General features: G+C 70.7%; 20 protein-coding genes and 3 pseudogenes. 14 read left to right on the plus strand and 9 right to left on the minus strand.

From position 1 onward, the window contains the following. Window positions 1-381 precede the first annotated feature (381 nt). The 4 genes from rpsA to RB628_RS21840 all read left to right on the plus strand — a co-directional run bounded on the left by rpsA (window position 382) and on the right by RB628_RS21840 (window position 4,297). On the plus strand, window positions 382-1,884 hold the full coding sequence (gene rpsA / locus RB628_RS21825) for a 30S ribosomal protein S1 (protein ID WP_318322189.1): 1,503 nt from the start codon (window positions 382-384) through the stop codon (window positions 1,882-1,884). A 354-nt stretch (window positions 1,885-2,238) separates the two neighbouring features. After that, window positions 2,239-3,177, plus strand: coding sequence for a PAC2 family protein (locus RB628_RS21830; RefSeq protein WP_318322190.1), 939 nt, complete (start codon window positions 2,239-2,241; stop codon window positions 3,175-3,177). 74 nt (window positions 3,178-3,251) lie between these two features. Further along, window positions 3,252-3,860 carry a dephospho-CoA kinase gene (gene coaE / locus RB628_RS21835; RefSeq protein WP_318322191.1) on the plus strand — a complete coding sequence of 203 codons (609 nt, stop codon included), beginning with the start codon at window positions 3,252-3,254 and terminating at the stop codon, window positions 3,858-3,860. A gap of 50 nt (window positions 3,861-3,910) precedes the next feature. Continuing rightward, on the plus strand, window positions 3,911-4,297 hold the full coding sequence (locus RB628_RS21840; RefSeq protein ID WP_318322192.1) for a tetratricopeptide repeat protein: 387 nt from the start codon (window positions 3,911-3,913) through the stop codon (window positions 4,295-4,297). 55 nt (window positions 4,298-4,352) lie between these two features. On the opposite strand, the gene RB628_RS21845 is transcribed toward RB628_RS21840, so the two are convergent. Beyond that, the gene (locus RB628_RS21845; RefSeq protein ID WP_318322193.1) at window positions 4,353-4,619 is read right to left on the minus strand and encodes a DUF6343 family protein; all 267 of its coding nucleotides are present in this window, start codon (window positions 4,617-4,619) and stop codon (window positions 4,353-4,355) included. A 104-nt stretch (window positions 4,620-4,723) separates the two neighbouring features. Here RB628_RS21845 and RB628_RS21850 point away from each other — a divergent pair, with 104 nt between their 5' ends. The 4 genes from RB628_RS21850 (at window position 4,724) to RB628_RS21865 (ending at window position 7,577) form a co-directional block, all read left to right on the plus strand. After that, window positions 4,724-5,674, plus strand: a complete 951-nt coding sequence (locus tag RB628_RS21850; protein ID WP_318322194.1) for an acyltransferase domain-containing protein — start codon at window positions 4,724-4,726, stop codon at window positions 5,672-5,674. A gap of 74 nt (window positions 5,675-5,748) precedes the next feature. Next, window positions 5,749-6,426 carry a class I SAM-dependent methyltransferase gene (locus RB628_RS21855; RefSeq protein ID WP_318322195.1) on the plus strand — a complete coding sequence of 226 codons (678 nt, stop codon included), beginning with the start codon at window positions 5,749-5,751 and terminating at the stop codon, window positions 6,424-6,426. A 48-nt stretch (window positions 6,427-6,474) separates the two neighbouring features. Continuing rightward, on the plus strand, window positions 6,475-7,017 hold the full coding sequence (locus tag RB628_RS21860; protein WP_318322196.1) for an MOSC domain-containing protein: 543 nt from the start codon (window positions 6,475-6,477) through the stop codon (window positions 7,015-7,017). 89 nt (window positions 7,018-7,106) lie between these two features. Continuing rightward, entirely contained in the window at window positions 7,107-7,577 is a 471-nt protein-coding gene (locus RB628_RS21865) for a DoxX family protein (protein ID WP_318322197.1), read from the plus strand. A 108-nt stretch (window positions 7,578-7,685) separates the two neighbouring features. Here RB628_RS21865 and RB628_RS21870 read toward each other — a convergent pair whose 3' ends face one another. Next, on the minus strand, window positions 7,686-8,195 hold the full coding sequence (locus RB628_RS21870) for an RNA-binding S4 domain-containing protein (protein ID WP_318322198.1): 510 nt from the start codon (window positions 8,193-8,195) through the stop codon (window positions 7,686-7,688). Between the two features lie 125 nt (window positions 8,196-8,320). On the opposite strand from RB628_RS21870, the gene RB628_RS21875 reads away from it, so the two are divergent. After that, window positions 8,321-9,034 (plus strand): uracil-DNA glycosylase, encoded by a 714-nt coding sequence (locus RB628_RS21875; RefSeq protein ID WP_318322199.1) that lies wholly within the window; start codon window positions 8,321-8,323, stop codon window positions 9,032-9,034. Between the two features lie 73 nt (window positions 9,035-9,107). Next, on the plus strand, window positions 9,108-10,079 hold the full coding sequence (gene pip / locus RB628_RS21880; protein WP_318322200.1) for a prolyl aminopeptidase: 972 nt from the start codon (window positions 9,108-9,110) through the stop codon (window positions 10,077-10,079). Between the two features lie 5 nt (window positions 10,080-10,084). Here pip and RB628_RS21885 read toward each other — a convergent pair whose 3' ends face one another. After that, a complete protein-coding gene (locus tag RB628_RS21885) occupies window positions 10,085-10,495 on the minus strand; it encodes a (2Fe-2S) ferredoxin domain-containing protein (RefSeq protein ID WP_318322201.1) in 411 nt (136 codons plus the stop codon). Next, a pseudogene (locus tag RB628_RS21890) lies at window positions 10,492-11,138 on the minus strand (GntR family transcriptional regulator). Before RB628_RS21890 ends, RB628_RS21885 begins: the two are co-directional and overlap by 4 nt. Before the next feature lie 144 nt (window positions 11,139-11,282). Between RB628_RS21890 and RB628_RS21895 the strand changes: the two are divergent. Beyond that, window positions 11,283-11,523 (plus strand): annotated as a pseudogene (locus tag RB628_RS21895) (glycoside hydrolase family 6 protein); the annotation flags it as partial. Between the two features lie 27 nt (window positions 11,524-11,550). Here RB628_RS21895 and RB628_RS21900 read toward each other — a convergent pair. The 3 genes from RB628_RS21900 to RB628_RS21910 form a co-directional block, all read right to left on the minus strand. Then, the gene (locus tag RB628_RS21900; protein WP_318322202.1) at window positions 11,551-12,033 is read right to left on the minus strand and encodes a GNAT family N-acetyltransferase; all 483 of its coding nucleotides are present in this window, start codon (window positions 12,031-12,033) and stop codon (window positions 11,551-11,553) included. 92 nt (window positions 12,034-12,125) lie between these two features. After that, complete coding sequence (locus RB628_RS21905; protein WP_318322203.1) at window positions 12,126-13,085, minus strand: GNAT family N-acetyltransferase; 960 nt, start codon at window positions 13,083-13,085, stop codon at window positions 12,126-12,128. Window positions 13,086-13,170: 85 nt separating this feature from the next. Then, window positions 13,171-13,860: a hypothetical protein gene (locus tag RB628_RS21910; protein ID WP_318322204.1), complete on the minus strand. Its 690-nt coding sequence runs from the start codon at window positions 13,858-13,860 to the stop codon at window positions 13,171-13,173. 334 nt (window positions 13,861-14,194) lie between these two features. Here RB628_RS21910 and RB628_RS21915 point away from each other — a divergent pair, with 334 nt between their 5' ends. The 3 genes and pseudogenes from RB628_RS21915 (at window position 14,195) to RB628_RS21925 (ending at window position 17,011) form a co-directional block, all read left to right on the plus strand. Beyond that, the gene (locus RB628_RS21915; protein ID WP_318322205.1) at window positions 14,195-16,033 is read left to right on the plus strand and encodes an FUSC family protein; all 1,839 of its coding nucleotides are present in this window, start codon (window positions 14,195-14,197) and stop codon (window positions 16,031-16,033) included. 75 nt (window positions 16,034-16,108) lie between these two features. Then, window positions 16,109-16,672: pseudogene (locus RB628_RS21920) on the plus strand (DUF899 family protein). Window positions 16,673-16,837: 165 nt separating this feature from the next. Next, entirely contained in the window at window positions 16,838-17,011 is a 174-nt protein-coding gene (locus tag RB628_RS21925; RefSeq protein ID WP_318322206.1) for a hypothetical protein, read from the plus strand. Between the two features lie 34 nt (window positions 17,012-17,045). Here the strand turns inward: RB628_RS21925 and RB628_RS21930 are convergent, their stop codons facing one another. Next, window positions 17,046-17,498, minus strand: coding sequence for a hypothetical protein (locus RB628_RS21930; RefSeq protein WP_318322207.1), 453 nt, complete (start codon window positions 17,496-17,498; stop codon window positions 17,046-17,048). Continuing rightward, window positions 17,489-18,172: an ATP-binding protein gene (locus RB628_RS21935; RefSeq protein WP_318322208.1), complete on the minus strand. Its 684-nt coding sequence runs from the start codon at window positions 18,170-18,172 to the stop codon at window positions 17,489-17,491. The genes RB628_RS21930 and RB628_RS21935 overlap by 10 nt, the downstream gene beginning before the upstream one ends. Between the last annotated feature and the right edge of the window lie 128 nt (window positions 18,173-18,300).

Consider the following 18,300-nt stretch of genomic DNA (forward strand, 5'->3'; position numbering starts at 1 on the left):
CTCCCTCGTATTAGTCTGCGGGCTCTTCCGTCCGACCTGTCCCGGCGGTCGTCACCAATGGGGCGTCACCGCGCCCTCGTGGCCTCCTGGGACACGTCTTGTGCCGGTTATGCGGCGATCCGCCCCGGGTGTGCGCCTTCGCGCATTGACCCTGCCCGGCTGCCCCCGTATGCTACAAGTTGCGCTGCGGGCCTGCGCACCTCAGACGTAGCAGGTTGCGCTCGCATCTGTATGTATGTCCCCTCGGTTGTCGAGGCGCCACCGGATCTCCGGGTCCTGGATGTGGCGCTTCCTTGGCTGTCCGGCCTTCTGCAGAGCGAAACGGGCTCCCGGCGTAAGCAGTACCTACGACTCTCTGTCCGTACCGGAGCCCTTTCCCACATGACGAGCAGCACCGAGATCACCGCCACCACTCCGCAGGTTGCGGTCAACGACATCGGTGACGAGGAAGCATTCCTCGCCGCTATCGACGAGACGATCAAGTACTTCAACGATGGTGACATCGTCGATGGCGTCATCGTCAAGGTTGACCGGGACGAGGTTCTCCTCGACATCGGTTACAAGACCGAAGGTGTCATCCCGAGCCGCGAGCTCTCGATCAAGCACGACGTCGACCCGAACGAGGTCGTCAAGGTCGGCGACGAGATCGAAGCCCTTGTTCTCCAGAAGGAGGACAAAGAAGGCCGCCTGATCCTCTCGAAGAAGCGCGCCCAGTACGAGCGCGCCTGGGGCACCATCGAGAAGATCAAGGAAGAGGACGGCATCGTCACCGGTACCGTCATCGAGGTTGTCAAGGGTGGTCTCATCCTCGACATCGGCCTCCGTGGCTTCCTGCCGGCCTCCCTCGTCGAGATGCGTCGTGTCCGCGACCTTCAGCCCTACGTGGGCAAGGAGCTCGAGGCGAAGATCATCGAGCTGGACAAGAACCGCAACAACGTGGTCCTGTCCCGCCGCGCCTGGCTCGAGCAGACCCAGTCCGAGGTGCGCCAGACGTTCCTCACGACCCTGCAGAAGGGTCAGGTCCGCTCCGGCGTCGTCTCCTCGATCGTCAACTTCGGTGCCTTCGTGGACCTGGGTGGCGTCGACGGTCTCGTGCACGTCTCCGAGCTCTCCTGGAAGCACATCGACCACCCCTCCGAGGTTGTCGAGGTCGGCCAGGAAGTCACCGTCGAGGTCCTCGACGTCGACATGGACCGCGAGCGTGTCTCCCTGTCGCTGAAGGCGACGCAGGAAGACCCGTGGCAGCAGTTCGCCCGGACCCACCAGATCGGTCAGGTCGTCCCGGGTAAGGTCACGAAGCTCGTTCCGTTCGGTGCGTTCGTCCGCGTGGACGAGGGCATCGAGGGTCTGGTCCACATCTCCGAGCTGGCCGAGCGCCACGTGGAGATCCCGGAGCAGGTCGTCCAGGTCAACGACGAGATCTTCGTCAAGGTCATCGACATCGACCTCGAGCGCCGCCGCATCAGCCTCTCGCTGAAGCAGGCCAACGAGTCCTTCGGTTCCGACCCGGCCTCGGTCGAGTTCGACCCGACGCTGTACGGCATGGCCGCGTCGTACGACGACCAGGGCAACTACATCTACCCCGAGGGCTTCGACCCCGAGACCAACGACTGGCTCGAGGGCTTCGAATCCCAGCGCGAGGTGTGGGAGAACCAGTACGCCGAGGCGCAGCAGCGCTTCGAGCAGCACCAGGCTCAGGTCATCAAGTCCCGTGAGGCCGACGCTCAGGCCGAGGCCGAGGGCACCAGCCCGGCGGGTGCGGCTCCGGCCGCCTCCGGTGGCGGCGGCTCGTACTCCTCGGAGTCGGACGACACGTCCGGCGCCCTGGCGTCGGACGAGGCCCTTGCGGCACTTCGTGAGAAGCTGGCCGGCGGCCAGAGCTGATCACTGCCGCTGAGGCTTGGCCAATAGTTGAGGGCCCGCACCTTACGAGGTGCGGGCCCTCAGCTTTGTGCGCTGCCGGTCGTCGCTCGACTGCACGTCGTTCGTGGCCCCGGCGCGCCCACGCGGCGGAGCCTCATGCCGGCGCCGCGCCGCACCCCTCAGGAGATACGGGGATATCCGACACCCGGGTAACTGACGGGCCGGAATCGGCCGTTGCTCCATGCGCGCATGCTGTCCACCTGACGGTCATACGCGTCACGGACGGGTAAGTCGTACCTGTGAGCGGTGTGCCGGCGGGAATGCCCGCGCACCGTGCCACGTTGTGCAGTACGAACACGAGGAGGAGCGGTCACAGTGCTTGATCCGCAGGGTTTGTACGCATGGGAGCCGAAGGGCCTGGCCGTCGTCGACATGGCGCTGGCACAGGAATCGGCCGGTCTTGTCATGCTCTACCACTTCGACGGATACATCGACGCGGGCGAGACCGGAGACCAGATCGTCGACCGGCTGCTCGACACGCTGCCCCACCAGGTGGTGGCTCGCTTCGATCACGACCGGCTCGTGGACTATCGCGCGCGTCGCCCGCTGCTGACGTTCAAGCGCGACCGCTGGACCGACTACGAGGTGCCCACGCTTGATGTGCGGCTCGTCCAGGACGCCACCGGGGCGCCCTTCCTGCTGCTGTCCGGACCCGAGCCGGACGTCGAGTGGGAGCGCTTCGCCGCGGCCGTCCAGCAGATTATCGAGCGCCTCGGCGTCCGCCTGTCCGTGAACTTCCACGGCATCCCCATGGGCGTCCCGCACACCCGCCCCGTGGGCCTCACCCCACACGGCAACCGCAACGAACTGGTGCCGGGCCACCGCAGCCCGTTCGAGGAGGCGCAGGTCCCCGGCAGCGCCGAGTCGCTCGTCGAGTACCGCCTCATGGAGGCCGGCCAAGACGTCCTGGGTGTCGCCGCGCACGTCCCGCACTACATCGCCCGCTCCCCGTACCCGGATGCCGCCCTGACCGTCCTGGAGGCCATCACGGCGGCCACCGGCCTGGTCCTGCCCGGTATCGCGCACGCGCTGCGCACGGACGCCCATCGCACCCAGACGGAGATCGACCGCCAGATCCAGGAGGGCGACGAGGACCTCGTGGCCCTGGTCCAGGGACTTGAGCACCAGTACGACGCGGCCGCGGGCGCCGACAGCCGGGGCAACATGCTCGCCGAGCCGGTCGACATCCCGTCCGCCGACGAGATCGGGCAGGAGTTCGAACGGTTCCTGGCGGAGCGGGAGGGCGAGGGCTGAGCCCCCCCCCGAGCCGAGCCTTCGCGGGCGCCCTGTCGCAGCCGCTGTCAGTGGCAGGCCCTAAGCTTCCCGGCATGCTGACAGTGGGCCTGACCGGAGGCATCGGGGCCGGTAAGAGCGAGGTGTCGCGCCTGCTCGTCGCGCGGGGCGCCGTCCTGATCGACGCGGACCGCATCGCGCGCGAGGTCGTCGCACCGGGGACGGAAGGCCTCGCGGCGGTGGTCGACGCGTTCGGTACGGAGGTGCTCGCCGAGGACGGCGGCCTGGACCGGCCCAAGCTGGGCTCGATCGTCTTCGCCGCCCCGGAGAAGCTCGCCGTACTGAACTCGATCGTGCACCCCTTGGTGGGCGCCCGGTCCCGCGCCCTGGAAGCCGCCGCGGCCGAGGAGGCCGTCGTGATCCACGACGTACCGCTGCTCGCGGAGAACGGCCTCAGGTCGCTGTACGACCTGGTGATCGTCGTCGACGCGAGCCCGGAGACCCAGCTCGACCGGCTGGTCCGGCTGCGCGGCATGACGGAACACGACGCACGCGCGCGCATGGCGGCTCAGGCCACCCGTGAGGAGCGCCTGGAGATCGCGGACGTCGTCATCGACAACGACGTACCTCTGGCGGAGCTGGAACTGCGCGTAACAAATGTATGGGCGGATCTTGTACGCAGAGCGCGGCCGTCTCAGGAATAGCGGTGTCGGGTCCGGGCGTTGACCCGCCGTAGTGAGGGAAGGACTCTGCCGTGCCCGAGACCAGCGGATGGACCGGACGGACTCCGGAGACGCATGTCATCGACTTCCGCGCGGCCGAGCGACTGCTCGCCGCGCGTGATCCCCGCGGCGCGGTCAAACTGCTCGACCCCGTGATCGCCGCACACCCCGAGAACACGGCCGCCCGGCTGCTGCGCGCGCGTGCCTTCTTCGCCGCCGCCCAACTGCGTCCCGCCGAGCTGGAGTTCACCATCGTCCTGGAGCGTGAGCCGGACAACGCGTTCGCGCACTACGCGCTCGCTCGCACCTACGAGCGTCAGAGTCGCCCCGACCAGGCAAAGCGCCACTTCCGGCTGGCGGCGGCACTCGACCCGAACCCGCGCTATCTGGAAGCGGCACGCTTCGACTCGCAGTCCTGAAGGTTCGAGGGCTGTGGCCCGAGTCCACAACGGGTGCGCACCCGCGCGCGGCTTATCAGGGGCTGTGCTGTTTCGGCGGCCGGTACGGCGGGATGTCCGCGCCCGGCTGGTAGTGCGGGCCCTGGCGGATGTGCCGGAGGATCAGGGACAGGTCGACCGTGGCGACCAGCCACAGAACGCCGCAGGCAGCCGCCCACCCGGGGCGCCCGGCCAGCGCGAACGCCGCCGTCCCCGCGATCGCCCAGACAAGCCCCCACACGCTCAGCCAGAGACGCGCCCGCAGGGCACTGCGAGCTGTTCTCGGCTCACTGCCTGTACGCATCGGGACCACTACTCCTTCCTGCAACGTACTCTTCGCTCCGGACGTTCACCAAAGGCCGTGGGCCGGGACCGCCGGCCGCTGAGACGACGGGGGAGAGCCACACCGTGCTGCCGGATGCCGACGACCTTCCCGAGATCCTGCTCGACCTGGCCGTACCCCACGAGGACATCAACGAACTGGTCGCACTGCGACGGCTGCTGACCCGCGACCCCGGCGCGACGCGGCTTCTGGAGGAGTGCGTCGAGGGACTGGTCCGGGACATGGGCAGGATCGGCGGGGCGGCGCCCTGGCCCGGCGAACGGATCGCGGAGCTGTTCACCGGGCAGGTGGACGGACGGGCGGGAGAGGAGCCGGGGACGCCGGGCCGGTACTTCGCCGTGTACGTGTTCGTCGCGGCGCTTCCGTACGTACGCGCCCACCACCACGCCCTCGGGATCCCGCCCGAGGTGACCCGCCGTACCCTCGCCGACCTCGGGCGGAACATGGCGGTGTACCGCAGGAGGTACGGCCGGGGCGGTGTACAGGCCCCGGGATGGCTCGCGCTGCACTTTCACGGCGAACTGTTCCAGCTGGGGCGGCTGCAGTTCCAGCGGGCGCGTGTGGGGGAGCGGACGGCGGGGCTGCTCGCCGCGACCGGTGCGGCCCCGGGCGCCGACGCGATGTGTCTCAGCCTGCACGTACCCGACTTTCACGGGCCGCTGTCCCCGGCTGCCTGCGACCGGTCCCTCGCACTGGCCCTGGACCTTTTCGCGCGGCGCTTTCCGGGGGAGCGGTACTCGGCCGGGGTCTGTCACTCCTGGCTGCTGGATCCGCAGCTGAAGCGGTATCTGGGCGCGGACTCCAACATCGTCCGCTTCCAGGAACGCTTCCGGATCGCGGAGCAGGCGGGCGAACCCGTCGACACCGAACCGGTCCAGTTCGTGTTCGGGAATCCGGACCTGCCGGTGGCCGGGCTGCCCCGGCGGACCACGGTGGAGCGGGCCGTCGGGGACCACCTGAGGGCCGGAGGCCACTGGTACATCGGCCACGGATGGTTCCCCCTGCCGACGATTTGACTCGAACGGGTGAACAGGCTGAGGGCGGGAACGGCCGTGCGGGCACGGGCCGTTGTGCGGGCATGAGACGGGAAATGCGTGAAGGGTATGAAGGCACCGGCCCCGGTGCGATCACCCCGGACGGCTGCGCGGTCGAGCTCTACTCGCGGCTGTCGATCGGGGACGAGCCGGACATCATCGCCGCGGCGGTGCCCGGAGGTGCGCACATCCTGGAGCTCGGCAGCGGCGTCGGACGTATGACCCACCCGCTCCTGGAGCGCGGTTTCACGGTCACGGCGGTGGACGAGTCGGCCGAGATGCTGGAGCGCGTCCGGGGAGCGCGCACGATATGCAGCCCGATCGAGGACCTCGACCTGGGCGAGACCTTCGACGTGGTGATGCTCGCGTCGTTCCTTGTGCACGCCGGGGACACCGAGGTGCGGCAGGGGCTGCTGCGCACCTGCGCCCGGCATGTCGCGGAGGGTGGCCACGTGCTGATCCAGCGAGAAGGCGCCGACTACCACGTGAACGTGCCGCGTGAGCGGGTCGACCCGGCCGGGTTCACGATCCGGCTGGTGTCGTCGGAGCCGGTCGGAGACGGCGTCAACTCGGTGCGCGCGGAGTATGAGTTTCAGGACGCGATATGGACCCAGACCTTCCTGGCCCGGCCGTTGACACGGGAGCAGTTCGAGGAGGCTCTGGGCGAAGCCGGGTTGCGGGTGGAACGGTATCTGACGGAGGACGGGGTCTGGGTGAGGGCGGTGAGTGGGTAGGGGAAACGTGTAGCGAACCGGATTGCGCGAGCGAGGGGATTTCGAGGGATGAGTGGCACAGTCGTGGCGGTCAGCAGCAACGCAGGGTACTCGTTCAGCAAGCCGAACCAGGACAGCGTCAGACTGCTCACCGGGCTCGGTGTGGAGGGGGACGTGCACGCCGGGACGACCGTCAAGCATCGCTCGCGCATGGCGCAGGACCCCACGCGGCCGAATCTGCGCCAGGTCCACCTCATACACGAGGAGCTCTTCGCCGAGGTCGGTGAGGAGGGGTTCGAGGTGGCGCCCGGAGAACTCGGCGAGAACATCACGACCCGGGGTGTCGATCTGCTCGCGCTTCCGGTCGGCACCCTGCTGCACATCGGCGACGACGCGGTGCTGACGGTGACCGGTCTGCGCAATCCCTGCCGGCAGATCGACCGCTTCCAGGACGGCCTGCTGAAACAGGTGGCTGGACGGGACGACGCCGGGAACGTCGTCCGAAGGGCCGGAATCATGAGCGTCGTGACGGAAGGAGGCGAGGTGTGCCCCGGCGACACGGTCAAGGTGGAGCTTCCCAGCGGGCCGCACCAGGCGCTTGGCGTGGTCTGAGAAGTCCCGCCGGGCGGCGATGAGTTCCGGGCCGGCGGCAGGTCCACCTCTGTGACAGAAACGCGAACCGCTTCACACAGGGGACCTCCATGCCCGAGAGCACCGCTCCCGTCACATCCCTCACTTCCGCCGGCTCCACCACCCCCGTCACTTCCGCCGGGCCCGTCTCCGCGCGTGGGTGGCGCGCCTGGATCGCGCTGCGGGCGCTTCAGGTGGTACTCGCCCTCTTCTACGGGTTCGCGAGCGCACTGCCCAAGCTGATCGCGCACCCGTCGGCCGCCGAGTCCTTCGACGAAATGGGCTGGGGCAGCGCCGGCATGTACACCACCGGGCTGCTCGAACTGGCGGGAGCCGTCGCACTGTTGGTTCCGGTGCTGCAGTCGGTGGCCGCGATGGCGCTGGGTGCCCTGATGGTGGGCGCGTTCGTCGTGCAGGTCGCTGTCTTCGACGGGCAGTACGCGGCGACACCGCTGATCCTCATCGTGCCGCTCACCCTCGTAGCCTGGGCCCGCCGAGGGCACAACGCGGAGCTGCTGCGGCTGGTGCGGCGACGGGCGTGACGGGGTCGGTGTACGGCGGGTCGTGGGGGACCCGGCCGTACGTCGTGCCTGCCGTACACGCGGGGCCACGCGGTGTCGCGTACCTGCGGGCCTCACGAGGGCGGGCCCTTACGCGGTGTCGTCGGGACCGGTCGGGCCGGTGAGGCCTCGTAGGCGTTCCATCTCGCGGCGGTCGCGTTTGGTCGGACGGCCGGTGCCGCGGTCGCGGATGCCGGCCGGGGCGACGGCCTCGCGGGGTGGCGGCGGAGGGCTGTTGTCGACGTAACACTGGATGGCCACCGGGGCTCCGACCCGCTTGCGGATCAGGCGCTTCACCACGACGATCCGCTCGTTACCGGCGTGCCGGAGGCGTACCTCGTCGCCGACGCGCACGGCGTACGCGGGCTTCACTCGCTCGCCGTTGACGCGTACGTGGCCGCCGCGGCAGGCGGTCGCGCCCATGGAGCGGGTCTTCACGAGACGCACGGACCAGATCCAGCTGTCGATGCGGACGGTCTCGCCGCTCGCCGGACGGGCGGCGTCGGCCGAGGCCACCGCCGGGGAGGCCGGTGCGGTGCCGTCTTCGGTGTGCGCGCTGCCTTCGGTGTCCGCGTCCTCGGAAGCCCTGCCAGATGCCATGCCCTCGACTTTAGTACCGGAGGTCGCGCGGACCGAGCGCGTTCTTCCGGTCCCGGTCCCGATTCCCGGGCATGGTTCCGGGCGATTCCGAGGGCGGCTCTCGTCCACCGTTCTACCGTGGGCTCATGGACACCAGTGATCCGGCCGGGCTGACCGGGCTCGACGAACGGATCGCCGGATGCCGGCTCTGCCCCCGGCTGGTCGCCTGGCGGGAGGAGGTCGCCCGTACCAAGCGGGCCGGTTTCACCGACTGGGACTACTGGGGACGGCCGGTGCCGGGGTTCGGGCCGGCGGATGCGCGGCTGCTGATCGTCGGGCTGGCGCCCGCTGCCCACGGCGGGAACCGGACCGGGCGGATGTTCACCGGAGACCGGTCCGGCGATGTGCTGTACGCGGCGCTGCACGAGGTGGGGCTGGCATCGCAGGCCGCTTCGGTGGCCCTCGACGACGGGCTCGAACTGTACGGCGTACGCGTCACCTCGCCCGTGCACTGCGCCCCGCCCGCCAACAAACCCACCCCCGAGGAGCGGAACGCCTGCCGGCCGTGGCTGCTGGACGAACTGGAGCTGCTCCGGCCGACACTGCGGGCCGTGGTGGTGCTCGGGGCGTTCGGCTGGCAGGCGACGCTGCCCGCCCTCGACGCGGCCGGCTGGAGCGTGCCGCGTCCGCGCCCCGCCTTCGCGCACGGGGCGCGGGTCACGCTCGGCGGCGGGATGCGGCTTTTCGGCTGCTTCCACGTCAGCCAGCGCAACACCTTCACCGGCCGCCTCACGCCCGCGATGCTCCGGGAGGTGCTGCGGGACGCGGCGACCGCAGCAGACCTCCCCCATCAGCGGTGAGGGCTCTGCAGTGACTTCGTGGGCAGGGAAAACTGGTGCGGCCGGACCGGTGCACGCACGTTACGTTGTTCCGATGGGCCTGTATCCGAAGATCGAACCGTACGACCACGGCATGATCGATGTCGGGGACGGCAACCGCGTCCACTGGGAAGTCTGCGGCAACCCGATGGGCAAGCCGGCGGTGATGCTGCACGGCGGGCCGGGGTCGGGGGCGAGTCCGGATTTCCGGCGGTACTTCGATCCGGCCGCGTACCGGATCGTGCTGCTCGACCAGCGCGGATGCGGGCGTTCGACACCGCACGCGAGCGCGTACGAGACCGACATGAGCGTCAACACGACGGGTCACATCATCGCCGATCGCGAGCTGCTGCGGCGGCACTTGGGGATCGAGCGGTGGCTGGTGTGGGGGGTGTCGTGGGGGTCGGTGCTCGGGCTGCGGTACGCGCAGACGCATCCGGAGGTCGTGTCCGAGCTGGTGCTCACCGCGGTCGCGACCGGTTCCGACGCCGAAGTTGCCCTGCTGACCAGAGGACTGGGGAATCTGTTCCCCGAGGCGTTCGAGAAGTTCCGCGCCGAGGTGCCCGACGACGAGCGGGACGGAAACCTGGCCGCCGCGTACAACCGGCTGCTGGAGTCGCCCGACCCCGAGGTACGGGCGCGGGCCGCGCGGGCGTGGACCGACTGGGAGACGGCCATGATCCCGGCACCGCCCCGGTCCGTACCGCGTTACGAGGACCCGGTGTTCCGCATGGGCTTTGCCCGGACCGTCACCCACTACTGGGGCGAGGACCACTTCCTGGGTGAGGGGAACCAGGGCGCGGAAGGCGTCGTACTGCGCGACGCGCACCGGCTCAACAGCATTCCCGGCACCCTCGTCCAGGGCAGCCTCGACCCCGGGAATCTGCTCGGCACGGTGTGGCGGCTCCATCACGCCTGGCCCGGAAGCGAGTTGATCGTCGTCGACGAGGTGGGGCACAACGCGGGGGCGCCGGGCATGGTGGACGAGCTGGTGGCGGCCACGGACCGGTACGCCGTCCGCCGCTGAGCCGACTACCGTCGGCGGGCGCGGGTGCGTTCGCCGGCGGACTGTACGAACTGGAGCTCCAACGTGGGTGGGGGAGGGGCGACGCCAGGGCCGCCCGCCTCCGCCCAGCGGAGTATCTCGTCGGTGCAGTCGTCGCCCATCGACCAGCCGATCCACACGGTCTTGCCGCCGCGTCCGCGGCCCTCGCCCGACGGCTGTACGACGATGACGTTCGCCTGGTCGCACGGGCCGAGGCAGTCCGTCGTACGGACCGCGAGGCGCCCGGCGGAGGCCGAGGCTGCCGCACGCAGCCGGTCCAGCTGCCAGTCGTGGTCGTAGCTGGGGTACTTGCGCGGGTCGCCGCAACAGCAGCCACGGCAGACGATCAGAGTGCAGGGGCGGGTGCGGGCGGCGCCGATCACCGTACGGGCGGTCACAGCTCGCTCTCCGTCCCGAAGAGGTGCAGTACCGTCGAGCGGTGGTTGGCCGGGACGTGGGTCAGGGCGTGGGCGCGGGCCCGCGCCGGGTTGCCGGATGCGAGCGTCTCATGCAACTCGCGGTGTTCGGTGAGGATTTGGGGCCCCTTTTCGTTGCCGCGGGTGAGCGGGCGAAGCCGGCCGTCGGCCGGTTCCATGACCGAGATCAGCGGGTTGTTGGCGGACGGGTCGGGATGCGGTCGCGGAGGCGGGTGTTGCTGCCGGTGATCGCCTCCGCGTCGCCCGCCGCGGTCGCCGTGGCGGCCCGGTCGAGGAGCTCCGCCAGGTCCGCCGGGGTGGCGCGGGACGCGGTGAGGCCGGACGCGTAGACCTCCAACGCCTTGCGTGGTTTGCAGAGTTCGGCCACGTCGGCCGGGGTGAGGCGGCGTACGGCCGTGCGTCGCGGGGTCGCGAAGAGGACGAAGCGCTCGGCGGCCAAGGCCCGGTTTGGCGCGCGGAAGGGGGCCCGGGCCGCCGCCGAGTGCTCGGCCGGCTCGCGCTCGACCAGCCGGTCGCCGGGGCCGAGTCGACCCGCGATGATCTCCTCCCGCAGGGCCGCCAAAACCCGCTCGCGCACCGCTCCGAACGGTTCGGTCTTCGTCATGGGCCCATCTTCGCCGACCCTGGGGGCTTATGGAGCACCAGCAGTGCGGACGTCGGAGTTGTGCGAAGCCGGTGCCCGAGAGTTGGGAACGGGGGCGGCTCGGCGGGGCCGCGCGCTGCCGGTCGGTGGTGACCGCAGAGTCCGGGGAAGCGCTACGTCGAGGACACCAGCGGCAACGGCAACGGCACCCGGCTCGTACTGGTGCCATCCGCCGACGCCGGGCCCGGGGGCACCGCCCACGACGGTCACCGGTCGGCCGCGGCTCGACGTCCGCCTCTGGATCAGACGGCCCGGCGAGTCCGACGGAACCTGCCGGGGCAATCCGGCGGCAGGGCAGTGGCGGCCCATGTGCGCCCTCGAACTCGCCCGCAACGCACACTCGTGAGCCCGGGCCGGGCTTGCGAGGCCGCCTCTACGAGGGGGACGGCTGCCAGGCATACCGCACATCCGGCTCCCGCTCCTCGTTTCCGCTGCCGTCCGTGTGCTCGACGGCGACGAAGCCGTGACGTTCGTAGAAGCGGTGGGCGGGCTTGTTGACCTCGAAGGTCCACAGGGTCAGTCCGTTCGGGCCACGTTCTTGCGCGAGGGCGACGAAGAGGTCACCGATGCCGTGTCCACGCCACTCCGGGTGCAGGTACAGCTGGGACACCTCGTTGCCGTCGAGCACCATCACGCCGACGATTTCACCCCCGTACGCCGCCTCCGCGACCCAGGTCTCGCGGTGCGGCACCACCACGTCCCGGAAGTAGTCGCGTACCTCGTCGTCCCGTCGGGGCCAGGCGACGGTCGGCAGGGCGACGGCTCTGGACCGCAGCAGTACGTCGGCCGCGGCGCCGGCATCGTCGGGCAGCGCACGGCGGAGAGTGATTTTCGAGGCGGGGGGAGTGAGGGTCACAGGGGCGGAGCCTGTCAGAGGTGCCGTACCGAACGCACCTGGGTTCAGCGGAAACCGGGGCGCCCGTGGTTTCCGGCGTCGCCGTTGGGGCGTCAGTCGTGGCGTGAGCGCGTCGACCGGCCGTACAGGCCCGTCAGTCGCCAGCCCTTCTCGCGTGCCGCCCCCTCGAAGACCTCGATCTTCCGTGCCAGTCCCTCCGGGTCGCCGATGTCGCACCAGCGGCCCGCGACCGCCTCGGCCCACTGCTCCTTTCCTCTCACCAAGGGCAGTCCGCGCACAGCGAGGTGCAGTGCCAGCGTCGACCGCGCGTAGTACCGGACGGCGTTCAGTTCGTCGCGGACCCGGGCGTACTGCTCGGTCTCCCGCAGCCGCAACCGGCCGTCGACGGCATCGGCGACGAGCAGGGGGACCATGACTCCGGGCGCGCACAAGTCCGGATTCGCCGCCAGGAACGTCAACTCGCCCTGGTTCTCTGTGACTTCGTACCGAGGCAGATACGACAGCCGGGCCAGTCCGAGCGCGTGCTTCCACGACGTCACCCACAGGCCGCGGTTGAGGTAGTAGCGAACGCTCCGCTGCCAGGTCCAGCACGTGTCGAGGCGGAAGCCGTGGAGGCTCTCGGCGCGGCACGCCTCGTACACCGTGTCCAGCGTCGACGAGGCGAGGCCGCGTCGCCGGGCCACGGGATGGACGTACAGCGACGAGACGCGCAGCGACCCCACGCCGCTCGGCCAGGTGTCGACGGCGACGGTCCCGAGCGGCCCCCTCGGCCGCCCGCCTTCCCTGTCCTTGAAGGGGTCCCGGATCCAGTACCTCCTGCAGTAATCGTCGTTGTGTTCGTACTCCCGTCCGGACGCCCCCAGCCGGATGCGTAACCGCTTCTCGTGCGAGGGTGTGAGCGAGTCCGGGTCGGTGCACTCGCCGAGGGCGCCTTCGGCGAGTGAGGCCAGGTCCCAGAGCCCGAACCGGTGTCCTTCGGCGGGCCCGACCGGACGAAGGCCGGGGCAGGCCGACAGTCGTTCGTGCACGCGCAGGGCGAGATCATCTTCCATGGCCGGAGCGTATGGACACGGGTGGTGCGCCCGTCCGGCTCGGGAAGGCATCTCACCGGGGGATTCACCTTGGCGGTGGACCCGGTCATTGGTCATGTGTTCGCCTGTCGCACTCCTGTTCAAGTGGTGGATACGCCTCGGCGATGGCGGCGCAGATCCGCCGGTGGAGCAGTTTCTCGGCCTCGGCACGGCCGGAGTCCCGCTCACCTCCCGGCAGACCGTCCAGGAGCTGGTCGTAGTGGCTCATCCGATGCTGTAGGTAGTCGACCTTCCAAGGGGTGAGAGAAGCGCGGCCGATGTGGTTGTCCGGTGCGGAATCGCCGTCGGTCACCTCGATCGGGCAGTTGGCCGCCGTCTCCCGTCGTGCCCGGTGTTCCACCGCCCGCAGCGCCAACTTGCCCGGATCCAGACGCGGTACCTCGATCGGCTCGGTCCTGATCCGCTCCAGGACCTCCAGCCGCCGTCGCCGCACGGCGTTCCGCACTGCTTCCGACCGCCGCGCCGAGGACTCCGCATCCCTCCGGAACTCGTCGGTCCGCTCGGCCGCATCGACCCGCTCGACGCGGTACAACCGGACCTGCGGCGCCGCCCTGAGCCGCGGATTGACGCTGAGGCGGTCCGGTGTGCCAAGGAGCCGCTGCACCATCCCGCCGGTCCACCCGCGGGCCCGCAGTCCCGCCAGGGAGACGTACCGCTGTCCGTCCTCTTCATGGCTCTGACCGCCCTGATGCCGCTGGCTGTCCTCGTAGCTCTGATCGCCGGCATGACAAACCACGGCTACCTCCCCCCGTAACTGTGCCGTGACACTCTGTGACGACATCTCCTATTGAAGCGCCCACCACTGACAATCGCCCGAGCCGTACCCGGGTCAGGAGCCGACGTACGCCGGCCTACGAGGAGGGAGGGGCCGCTCGTGCGGGCGTCGACGGACGGCATCACCGCCTCACCGCCGTTGCGTTCATAAAGAACGCGGGTTACCCGCAGACCGTCACCTCCCCGAAATACTCGCGTCCCATCTCCTCCATCGCTCCGATCTACGGTGGAGGCCACAGCCCGGCCGACGTCGCCCGAAGGCATCGCAAGCCCCGCCCTCGCCCGACAGGAGCCCTGTGCCACGCCCCAGCAGCACGCGCCCGCGTTTCGCCCTGCCGCCCTGGCTCGCCCACGCGCTGCGCGCCCAACGCGGGCCCGTTCCCTGGAACGCGGTCATCCGGGGTGCCCTGGCCGCCGGGCCGTTGCTGCTGGCCGGCGTGCTGGCGGACCGCATCTCCCTCGGGGTCGTCGCCGCACTCGGTGCCATGCTCGCCGGGATCAACGACCGGCCGGGCAGCCGGCGTTCCTCCGTGAGGCGGCTCGGCGTGCCCGCGTCGGGCGGAGCGCTCGGGCTGGCCGTCGGGACCTACGCCGGACAGCAGTTCGGAGCCGTCCCGCTGACCCTTCTCCTCACCGCCCTCGGGCTCCTCGCGGGCGGTATCAGCGCCATCGGGCCCGTCGCGTCCGGCGCCGGTACGCAACTGCTCGTCGCCGCCGCCATCGGAGCCGGGATGCCGTTGCCCGAGCCGGGCTGGGAACGGGCCCTGTTCTTCGTCGCGGGAGCCGGCTGGCTGCTCGTCCTGCGGCTCGCGCTGCCCACGCCCGGCTCCGGCGCCGGTGACTTCCGGTTCGACGGGGAACGTGCCGCGGTCGCCGCCGTGTACGACGCCGTCGCCCAACTCCTCGACGCCGCCGGTACGGACGAGGCCGGCACCCGGCGCGCCGCCCTCACCGCCGCCCTCGACCACGCCCAGGACGCCCTCGGCGGACCCCGTCTGCGCCAGTACGCCAGTTCCGCGGACGAGCGACGGCTGCGCACCCAGTACGCCGCCGCGCTGTCCCTCGCCGAGGCCGCGACCGCCCTCGCCTGGGCAGGGGACGCCCTCCACACGCGCGTGGCGGAAGGGCCCCGCCGCCTCGCCGCCGCCGTACGGACCAACACGCACACCGGACCACTGCCCGCCCCCGCCCGCTCCGCGCCGGGGCTGCGCGCCCTCGATGACGCGCTGCTGCACGCCGCCGACGCGTTCGACCGGGGCGGTGACACGGACGACCTGCACACGCGGCGCCGTACCGTCGCGGCCCAGCTCCGTACGGCCGTCGATTCCGGCGGGCGCGAGTACGGGCTGCGGGTCGCGCTCTGCTTCGGGGCCGGCGCGGCCGTCGCACAGGCGATGAACCACGCCCACTGGTACTGGATTCCGGCCACCGCCGTCTTCCTCGTCAAGCCCGACCTCGGTCCGCTCGCCTCGCGCGTCCTGTGCCGGGCGGCCGGGACCGTCCTCGGGGCCGTCGTCTTCGCCGGGTTCGCCGCCGTGCTGCCGCGGCCCGAGGGGCTTGTCGCGCTCGTCGCCGTGAGCGGCGCGTTGATTCCCGTCGCCACCCGGCACTTCGCCGCCCAGACCGCCGTCGTCACGGTGCTCGTGCTCGCCCTGGTGATGGTGGGCGGTGAGCCCCAGGCATCCTGGAGCCGGATCCTCGAAACCCTGGTCGCGTGTGCCCTCGTACTCGTCGTCGGTCATCTGCCGATGCCCGGGCAGCGCGGCGGGGGCGTACGGGCGCGGCTGGCACGCGCAGGCGAGGCCGCGCAGGCGTACCTCCAGCATGTGATGAGCGGCTCCGACGACCGGCAGGCGCGATGGGTGCTGCGCCGCGAGGCCTATCGGACGCTCGCCGAGGCCCGTACGGCCATCGCGCACTCCGCGGCCGAACTGCCCGCCCTGGCACGGCACACCGAGGGCACGGAGGAGGTCGCCGCCACGCTCGAACGACTCGTCGACACGGCGACGGCCTGTGCCGTGCACCGCGACGACACCGGACGCCTCACCCGCCGGCACACCCAGCACCTGGCCGAACTCCTGGACGAACTCGGCGAACGGCGCGAGCGCGCCGGGCTGCGGATGCGGGCGCCCTGAGCGGCGATGAGTTCCGCGCTTCCCGCCGGTCCACCCCTGAGAACGGACCGTTCCACAACGGGGCCTGGAGGGGCGATGACACTTCCGCGGATCGTTTCGCGCGGCGAATGGCGGGCGGAACGCGAGGCGTTGCTGGTCAAGGAGAAGGTCGTCACGCGCGTGACGCGCTGGGTGCCGAACGGCGCGGGCTGCCCATGGTCGAGGTCGACGACAAGTACGTGTTCGAGGGCGGCGACGGCAGGGCGACGCTGCTGGACCTCTTCGAGGGCCGCCGCCGGCTCGTCGTCCACCACTTCATGTTCGCCCCCGAGTGGGATGCGGGCTGCCCCGGTTACTCGGAGTTCCTCGACGGCGTCGGTCATCTGGCGCACCTGTATGCACGCGACGCCTCGTTCGCGGTCGTGTCCCGGGCGCCGTACACCCGGCTCCTGCCGTTCAAGGCGCGCATGGGGTGGACGGTGCCCTGGCACTCGTCGCACGGACAACTTCCCCGCGACTTCCTGGTGACGTCAGAGAGCGAGGGAGAGGTCGTCTAGCGGTTTGGCGTGAGCTGCTTCCTGCGGGACCGCGGCCGGGCCTCTGGGGACGGCGCCCACGGGCAGCGGACGCGTGCGCCATCACGACGCGTACGAGGACTGATACAGAGGGTGGCAAAGACGGCGTAGGGGATGTAACAGGATGAGATCATCCTCACATCTGCTCGTGAATGAGTGTCAACAACGTCTCAGTACGGTCACTTGGCGAGGCCTTTTCCCCATGATGAGCGTTTAACTCTATGAGATCAGCGCTACATGGAGGTGCAGGGTGAACGGGCGAAAGGTGCTCGAACGCTTTCCCGCCGGCGGGCCGCGCGGTTCCTGGCCGGCGGAGGAGTTCGCTCAGGCGCGGCGCCTGGAGGGCCAGGCCGCGGAGGTCGTCATGGACCTCGCGACGGACGCGTTCCTGGTGATCGTCAGGGGCGGGGGCATAGGCGAGTGACGTCGGCGATGCCCTGGCCCGAGCAGGGGCGGGCTCAGGCGCTGATCGGCCTCGACCAGGTGGGAGTCGTCCCCGTCACCTGGCACAGGGCGAGGTAGAGCGGTATCGGCGGGGTGTACGGGAGGGTGTCGTGCGGCCGGTGCAGGAGCGGCGGGACGCGCGGAACGTCGAGGACGACCGCTCCCGTGGCGTAGTGCGCCGGGGCCGGCCACTCCAGGGCGTAGTCGGAGTCGGCGGGGACGAGCCACCACCAGTTATCCGCGTCGGCGTACACGCAGCCCAGGCGTGGCAGCCGGGGCAGCACCTGGGGGCCGAAGCGGGCGGGCACCGCCACCGCGTCGCAGCCCAGCGGGGCGGTCATGCCGTCCGGTATCGGAAGGCGCAGGGGGGTTCCACGGTGGGGCGGACCCTGTAGACCGCGCTTCACGCGCAGCAACGTGTCCATGCTGATGACCCGGCCCCCCGTGGACGTGCCCCTTACACCCATTCGGCCTCTGTCCCCGTCCCCGTTGTGGCGTTCCTCTGGAACCTGTGACGCCCGTGCTGCCCGTGGTGCGCCTGTGTGTCGTCGCCGGGCTCCGGTTCCGGGTCGCCCGCCGTGCCGGGGCGGGGCGGCGGCGCACCCCAGCCGAGGTCGCCGTGGGCCGCCGTGCCGTCGTGTGCGGCGGCGCCCGCGTCGGCCGCCCGGGCCAGTTCCGCCCAGACCAGCAGGCCGGGGCCGTGTTCCTGGGCGCCCCAGGCCCTGCACATGGCCTCGACCAGGAGCAGTCCCCTTCCCTGCTCGTCATCCGGGCGGTACGGCGACTGATGGGGCACGTCGGGCGCGCACCCCTCGTCACGCACGGCTATGCGCACCAGTTCGTCGCCGTCGTGCAGCTCGCAGACTATGTGGCTGCTCGCGGTGTGCACGATGGCGTTGGTGACCAGCTCGGTGACGACGAGGGCCGCGGTGTCGCAGGTGTCCTCGCAGACCGACCAGCCCGTGAGCCGGGCGCGCGTCAGGCGGCGGGCCTGCGCGGGCGAGCCCGGATGGGCGGCCAGCTCGAAGCGGAACCGGCGCTCGGCCGCCGTACCGGGGCGCAGCACGGCTGCGGCCCCGTGACCGGAGCGGTCCGCGGCGGCGTCTGTTCCTAAGGGCGGGGACGGAATCACGCTTGCCACTATCTCCCCGCCGTGAACACTTGGCAAGTGTCACTCTGAAAATTGCAGAGTGCGGTGTGACGGAGTGGAACGGCGTGGCACACTGCTCGCAACAGCACTCGGAGCGGCGCCAGTTGGGACTTTCGGCA

The organism is Streptomyces sp. ADMS (assembly GCF_033441795.1).
Classification (GTDB): Bacteria; Actinomycetota; Actinomycetes; order Streptomycetales; family Streptomycetaceae; genus Streptomyces.